The sequence below is a fragment of the Veillonella sp. CAG:933 genome (assembly GCF_000431435.1).
In the GTDB taxonomy this organism is placed as follows: domain Bacteria; phylum Bacillota; class Negativicutes; order Veillonellales; family Veillonellaceae; genus Veillonella_A.
The window spans coordinates 1-6385 of record NZ_HF986156.1; the positions used below are offsets into that span (position 1 = coordinate 1).

A 6385-nucleotide genomic window follows, 5' to 3' on the forward strand; every position below is an offset into this window, starting at 1 on the left:
TCTTTAGCGCCCCAAAATAAATTATAGAACCTGTTTTTGTTTATTCTTTTTCGTTCATCTGGGATTCGCCCCAATCATATATGGATTGGAGGGCGGGCATCAATAGCTTGCCCCGTTCCGCAATTGAATACTCAACGGTTGGTGGAATGGTATTGTACTGTTTTCTTGATATCAGCCTATCTTGTTCCAATTCGCGCAAACATTTGGTTAGCATTGTGGCGGTAATGCCGACAACTTTTCGCTCCAGTTCCTTATAGCGAAGTGTTTGGTTTTCGGCGTCGCATATATACCAAAGAATGGGAAGTTTCCATTTTTGGCCGATTATCTCCATGGCATACAGGATGGGACAATCGGTGTCGTAAATGTTTTTATCTTTAGGTAGTGGTTTTTGTGTCATAGAGCCTCCATAGTATACTTTTTATATTGACGAAGAAAAAACATCCTTCTTGTTTTTATGTTGTAAATAATTATAATGTAGATATAGAGAAAAATCAATGTGATTTAATATAATTCATAATACTAAGGAGTGTGAAATTAATGAAAAGTCTTTTTAATACAATTGAATTAAAAAATTTGAAAGCAAAAAATCGTTTGGTTCGTTCCGCTACTTGGGAAGGTTTAGCTAATCGCGACGGCAGTGTGACGGAAAAAGCGTATGAGATTTATGATGAGTTGGCCAAAGGTGGTGTTGGTATCATTATTACCGGGTTTACCAGCGTGGCCGCCAATGATTACTATTTTGACGGGATGATGCGGTTATCCGATGATGCCTTGATTCCGCAATATAAGACACTTACCGACGTAATCCATGCCCAAGATGTGCCGGTGATTACCCAGTTAGCCCTTGGTGCCTATTATCGTGAAACGAACGGTCGCTTTGAGCAGGTTGAACCGGATAATATGACGATAGAAGAGATTCATATGGTGCGCGACCAATTTATTGAAGCCGGTGTCCGTGCGGCTAAAGCGGGCTTTGACGGTGTGCAAATTCATGTGGCCCATTTCTTCTTTTTGAGTCGTTTTGTATCGCCTGCTGTCAATCACAGAACGGATGAATATGGTGGCAGTATTGCCAATCGTACCCGCTTGGTGGTGGAAATCATTAACGGTATTCGTGAAAAAGCGCCACAATTGCATATTACGGCAAAAATTAACAGCAGTGACTTTACCTATGGCGGTTTGGATGAAGCTGAAAGCTTGGTTATGTGCCGCTTACTGGCCGACGCCGGTATCGATTCTATCGAGGTAAGTGGTAATGGTACGTCCGTGGCCGGTATTCGACCACATAAAAACGAAGCCTATTTCTTGAAATTTGCCGATACATTGGCCAAATCCGTGGATACGCCGATTATTTTGGTCGGTGGTTTACGAAGCCTCGATACAATGGAAGAGATACTAAATAAAACTAAAATAGAAATGATTTCTTTGTCTCGCCCCCTTTTGCGAGAACCGGATTTACCCAATAAAATGAAAAGCGGTGAAGCTCTAGAGGCGAAGTGTATTTCCTGTAATGCTTGTTACGCCTCATCCTTCCATCAGTGTATTTTTAGAAAGAGTGATAATGTATGAAGTTTCGTTTGGATGTGCCGACGAAGCGCGGTGTGGTTCTAAACGGCGTTCTTTTCCGTCAAGAAGAGAAGCGGACGTCAGATACTGTGATGATTGCCATCACAGGTATTCACGGTAATTTTTATTCCAATCCGTTTTATTATAATATCGGGGATACCCTTAATAGTGGAAACATTGATTTTATCTATGCCCAGACAAATGATGCATTCGGTGAAATTCCTACCGTCAATGTGAAGACGGGCAAAGAGGAACTTATCGGCTCGTGGAATGAGCGTTTTGCCTATCCGGATGAAGATATTGATGCTTATCTGACCTTTGCGGAGAACGCCGGTTATAAGCATATCATTTTGGCCGGCCACTCCTTGGGAGCCAATAAGGTTATCTATTATCTGTCGCGCCATCATGATGAGCGCGTAGAACGGTTCTTTTTACTGTCGCCCGCTAACCTGACGTATATGATGTCGGGTGTTACAGACTATGAAAAACGATTGATTAAAGACCAAGTTGAGCGTGGTGATGGAGATAAACGATTGCCGTTTCCGTTTATGGGCTGGGTAGAATGTATCGCTCATACGGCGTGGGATTGGCAATTTTCAGGATTACTCAATAATGTGCATACCTCGCCGAAGGGTGATTTTTCACAAGCCGCGAAGCTTACTCATACGGGGGCGTTACTTGTGGGCACCTATGATAATTTTACGGATGGCGATCCGTCGGAGTTTTTACGCAATTTGAATAATCATATGCCAACGGCTGCAGAAAATAAGTTGATTTTTATTGAAAAAACCGGTCATACCTATCAGATGAAACATCAGGAAGTTGCCGACCGTATTCTGGAACAGCTACAAGAATGGAGGGAGCAGTAATGCCGTTTGTAATGGCGAAAGTTAATACACCTGTCAGTCGTGAACAGGAGACAGTTATTAAATCGCGCATGGGCAAAGCTATTGAGCGTGTGCCGGGGTTGAATGAAAATTACTTATTGTTTGGTCTCGAAGCCAATCAGTCACTTTATCTTCGCGGTGACGGACAGCAGAAAATTGCCTATATAGAAGCCAGCCTTTTCGGTAATGAAGCTCATGTCGGCTTTAGTGACTTCGGCGCCGAGATGACGGCTGCCTTTCAGGACGTTCTCGATATTCCGACAGAAAATATTTATATAAAATTTTATGATATTAAGGCGTGGTCGGTGGGTGGTCAGTTTATCGACCGTAACCGATACTGATGAATACTATGAAAAAGATTATCCTTATAACTTTTACGGATCCGATGATGGGTCTTTCCTATGAGCAAGAGCCGGTTTATGAAAAATTGGCTAACCATTTCGGCGAAGAGCTTGTTTTTAAGTATGTAATGAGTGGGCTGGTGCGCGATGTGGCCGATTTTATGTTGCCGCAAGAATTGGCGTTGCCGGCTGAAGACGGGATTCGCGTATATAATAAGCGGTTGGCACAGATTTATAAAAGCGAGGAAAGCATTGGTGGGCTACCCATTAATATGGAGGGGTTTCACCTCTTTGATGCGGACCACCGGTCATCCTATCCGCTGTGCATTGCCTACAAGGCCGCTCAGCTTTGTGACCCCGTGAAGGCTGATGAGTTTTTGCTTCGCTTGCGACGGGCGACGATTGTCGAGACCCGACAGACTACGCGAATCGATGAGTTAGTAGCGGTAGCTAAGGCGTCCGATTTAGATACAGATGAATTTCTTCGCTATTTTGAAAACGGCAGTGCCGCCAAGGCCTTTGAAGAAGATCTCCGCTTGCGACACGCTTTGAATATTCACAGTTTGCCAATCTGTCTTATTGAATATGGTGAAAAGGCGGCACTTGTGAATGGGCTTGCCAATTATGAAGAATTTGTAAATATCATAGAACGCATGAAAGCGTGATTGAATATAAAATGCTAAATGCCGCATCGGGTTCGATGCGGCATTTTTGATGCATAAAATTAAATTTTTATCTGTCTATTGGTCTTCTTCCGGCAATTCTTTAATTACACGAGCCGGTACACCGCCGGCTACGGTATTAGACGGCACGTCTTTGGTTACTACGGCTCCGGCGGCGATGACAGCTTTATCGCCGATAGTTACACCGGGAAGAAATGTTACATTACCACCAATCCATACATCATTACCGATGGTTACCGGTGTGGCCACAGCCATGTGATTGCGTCGTTCGCTGGCTTTTAGTGGGTGATTGACCGTGATAATAAGTGCGTTCGGCCCAATCATAACATTATCGCCAATGGTAACAGGCGCAATATCCAGAATAACACCGTTGAAATTAATCAGAAAATTGTCACCGACAAAAATGTTTTTGCCGTTATCACAGACAAAGCGAGGCAATATTACCGGATTTTTGCCGACTTTACCAAATAAATTGCGGATTACGGTCTCACGAGCTTCATAGTCTGCGGCACTGATGGAGTTTAACTCTTCACAACCTTTTACGGCATTTAGTTTAAGAGCGTCTACTTCGGGATCCATAAAATTATAAGGCAAACCGGCGTTTAATTTTTCAAGTTCAGTCATATGTCCTCCTTTTGTTGTGCGTTAGCATTGAAAATTAACGATAGGATTTTTCAAAAATAGTTAAATAATCTTCGGCCGAGAGTGGTAACGGATTGGCTGTACCCACAGTATAATCGGCTTACGTCATACTGACGACGGTAAAACGTAAGATATATAGTGGCAAATCTTAAGATTGATGATATACTAAAAAGAAGATTACGAAGAACTAGAAAGGTATTATGCATCTGTTATGGCAAAAAAGCGCAAGGATAAAGATAAATTGAAGAAAGCTAAGAAGAAGCTTTCCAAGAAGACGGAAAATAAAAAGAAGAAAAAATCTAAGAAGAAACAAAATAAAAAACAAAATAAAAAACTTCAGGATAAGAAGGTAAAAAAGAATAAGCAGAAGTCAGTATCCGTGAAAGGGAATATAGCTACTAAAGAGGAAACATCTGAAACAGAAATGTCTAAATTAGACACGCTGAAAGTCGGGTCAGCAAAGAAAACTGTGTTGGCAACGGCTATGGCAAAAGATGATGCGGCAGTGGTAGTCAAACAAGAAACTCCTGAATCAATAAAGGGAGAATCCACTACTACGAATGAAGATACTACCTCAGCGGAACAGCAAGAGCTCAATGAGGCGTTTACTCAATTGGGCAATGCTTTTATTACCGAACACTGGCCAAAGCTTAGATCATCCGGGGACACGCATCCGGAGCGAGCCTATCAATGGCCGGGCAAAGAAGACGAAACCATCATGATTTGCGTTTTTAAAGGTCAGCATATTGAAGAGGCCTTTCATCGTCATGACTTCTTTTTCTTAAACTTTGCCTATCAAGGTGATTATGGGGCACTTAGTTATACGAAGGATAACTATATTAAAGTTAAGGAAAATGAATGCTATATCGGGCAGCCCTATACGGGTTATGCGCTTCAAGGGGACAGTAAGGAAGAGATTATAATTATCGGCGTCTTGATTCAAAAAGAAACGTTCTTTAAGACGTTCTTTCCGATTTTGGCGGCTGATCAGAAGGTATTTAATTTCTTCTTGGAGCCGCAGAATAATGAATTTTCTGAAAACTTTATTCATCTGCACTTTCAAAAGCCTCACTATGTGCGTCGTTTGTTGGAATTAATGGTGCTTGAATTTGCCACAGTACAAGAGGACACACAGGCTATTTTGCAGTCCCTCGTGGCGGCCCTACTATTAGGTGTGGCTCGTGAACAGAAAGCGCAACAACAGGTGACAGATGGCGTTAATTCGAGCAGTCTCATCGATCAGATTATGCAATATATCAGCACCCATGTAGCTTCTGTTTCGTTGAAACAAATGGCCGCTGATTTGGCGTATCATCCGAATTATATTTCCAATTTGATTCGCCAGGAAACGGGCCAGTCCTTCAGTGAAATTGTGACGGCCCATCGCATGGATAGAGCAGCGTCACTGCTTCGAGGTACTGATTTGTCGGTTGAAATGATTGCCGGTATGCTGGGATACAGTAATACCAGTAATTTTTATAAGGCATTTAAAAGACACTTTAATACCTCGCCTCGAGCGTATATTAATAGCTAATATTTAGGTGAGAAGGATAATTTTAAAATGCGTAGAAATATAGTAATATGGATTAATCATTTGGATTAATTTGTATTGCTATATTTTTTTAGGGGGAATGTAGTAAAGGGGGCTTATATGGGAAAGAATAGGTTTTTTGATTTAGAGGGGCATATACCGGTATACAATGTAAGAGGGTTATTTATTTGTAAGCTATATAAAGAAATGATTCAAATGTATGCTGAAAGGGCCTATGAATTAACACAACAAGAAGATGTATGTAAAGACTTAAGAAGCAATAATATTCCTCTGGAAATTAATCTTAAAACAATAGGAGAATTGGTCGGTGAGTTAGGGGAATGGTTAGAACGGCAAATGCTGACAATTGTTGATATGAAAGCTTTGGAGGAGGCATTTTTAAGGATTATATTCACGGCTAATTTAATTGACATGCAACTTACTAATATTGAGGAAATGAGTGACGAACTACAGTGGGATTCGGATCGTTTAGCAGATTTTGAGGAAAGAATTGAGCTATTGGCAACTGCTGTTGACCTTTATTTAGATAATTTAAATCGTGCTATAGTACGGAGTAATAAGGCATATAGAAAGCGTATGTATGGCATTGAAGACTAAGATAAATAAAAGAGGATAATATAAAAGAAGCTTTTTGCAATCCATTAAGTTAGACTTTTTGGAAGGTGCAAAAAAGCTTCTTTTGTTTGGCTTATAGGACAAAAAGTGTGTGTGGCT

Annotated in this window: 7 protein-coding genes and 2 pseudogenes; 6 read left to right on the forward strand and 3 right to left on the reverse strand. The window is 41.3% G+C overall.

The window, feature by feature from the left end; all coding sequences use genetic code 11:
- Nucleotides 1–40: 40 nt before the first annotated feature.
- Nucleotides 41–397: a winged helix-turn-helix transcriptional regulator gene (locus tag QZL64_RS02340; protein WP_021840437.1), complete on the reverse strand. Its 357-nt coding sequence runs from the start codon at nucleotides 395–397 to the stop codon at nucleotides 41–43.
- A 140-nt stretch (nucleotides 398–537) separates the two neighbouring features.
- Here QZL64_RS02340 and QZL64_RS02345 point away from each other — a divergent pair, with 140 nt between their 5' ends.
- From QZL64_RS02345 to QZL64_RS02360, 4 genes are read left to right on the forward strand one after another with little or no spacing between them, the layout of a single operon-like run.
- Nucleotides 538–1569, forward strand: coding sequence for an NADH:flavin oxidoreductase (locus tag QZL64_RS02345; protein ID WP_021840438.1), 1032 nt, complete (start codon nucleotides 538–540; stop codon nucleotides 1567–1569).
- Nucleotides 1566–2435 carry an alpha/beta fold hydrolase gene (locus tag QZL64_RS02350; protein WP_021840439.1) on the forward strand — a complete coding sequence of 290 codons (870 nt, stop codon included), beginning with the start codon at nucleotides 1566–1568 and terminating at the stop codon, nucleotides 2433–2435. Before QZL64_RS02345 ends, QZL64_RS02350 begins: the two co-directional genes overlap by 4 nt.
- On the forward strand, nucleotides 2435–2794 hold the full coding sequence (locus QZL64_RS02355; protein WP_021840440.1) for a phenylpyruvate tautomerase MIF-related protein: 360 nt from the start codon (nucleotides 2435–2437) through the stop codon (nucleotides 2792–2794). The genes QZL64_RS02350 and QZL64_RS02355 overlap by 1 nt, the downstream gene beginning before the upstream one ends.
- 8 nt (nucleotides 2795–2802) lie before the next feature.
- Nucleotides 2803–3459 (forward strand): DsbA family protein, encoded by a 657-nt coding sequence (locus QZL64_RS02360; protein ID WP_296309202.1) that lies wholly within the window; start codon nucleotides 2803–2805, stop codon nucleotides 3457–3459.
- Between the two features lie 75 nt (nucleotides 3460–3534).
- On the opposite strand, the pseudogene QZL64_RS14635 reads toward QZL64_RS02360, so the two are convergent.
- A pseudogene (locus tag QZL64_RS14635) lies at nucleotides 3535–3708 on the reverse strand (DapH/DapD/GlmU-related protein); the annotation flags it as partial.
- 234 nt (nucleotides 3709–3942) lie between these two features.
- Nucleotides 3943–4101 (reverse strand): annotated as a pseudogene (locus QZL64_RS14640) (maltose acetyltransferase domain-containing protein); the annotation flags it as partial.
- 229 nt (nucleotides 4102–4330) lie between these two features.
- Here QZL64_RS14640 and QZL64_RS02370 point away from each other — a divergent pair.
- Both QZL64_RS02370 and QZL64_RS02375 read left to right on the forward strand, forming a co-directional pair.
- On the forward strand, nucleotides 4331–5653 hold the full coding sequence (locus QZL64_RS02370) for a helix-turn-helix domain-containing protein (protein WP_021840443.1): 1323 nt from the start codon (nucleotides 4331–4333) through the stop codon (nucleotides 5651–5653).
- Nucleotides 5654–5770: 117 nt separating this feature from the next.
- Entirely contained in the window at nucleotides 5771–6268 is a 498-nt protein-coding gene (locus QZL64_RS02375; RefSeq protein ID WP_021840444.1) for a hypothetical protein, read from the forward strand.
- Nucleotides 6269–6385: the final 117 nt, after the last annotated feature.

Coding starts and splice junctions, on each gene's coding strand:
- QZL64_RS02370 (WP_021840443.1), top strand. CDS start 4,331: ATGGCAAAAAAGCGCAAGGATAAAGATAAATTGAAGAAAGCTAAGAAG.
- QZL64_RS02355 (WP_021840440.1), top strand. CDS start 2,435: ATGCCGTTTGTAATGGCGAAAGTTAATACACCTGTCAGTCGTGAACAG.
- QZL64_RS02340 (WP_021840437.1), bottom strand. CDS start 397: ATGACACAAAAACCACTACCTAAAGATAAAAACATTTACGACACCGAT.
- QZL64_RS02345 (WP_021840438.1), top strand. CDS start 538: ATGAAAAGTCTTTTTAATACAATTGAATTAAAAAATTTGAAAGCAAAA.
- QZL64_RS02350 (WP_021840439.1), top strand. CDS start 1,566: ATGAAGTTTCGTTTGGATGTGCCGACGAAGCGCGGTGTGGTTCTAAAC.
- QZL64_RS02360 (WP_296309202.1), top strand. CDS start 2,803: ATGAAAAAGATTATCCTTATAACTTTTACGGATCCGATGATGGGTCTT.
- QZL64_RS02375 (WP_021840444.1), top strand. CDS start 5,771: ATGGGAAAGAATAGGTTTTTTGATTTAGAGGGGCATATACCGGTATAC.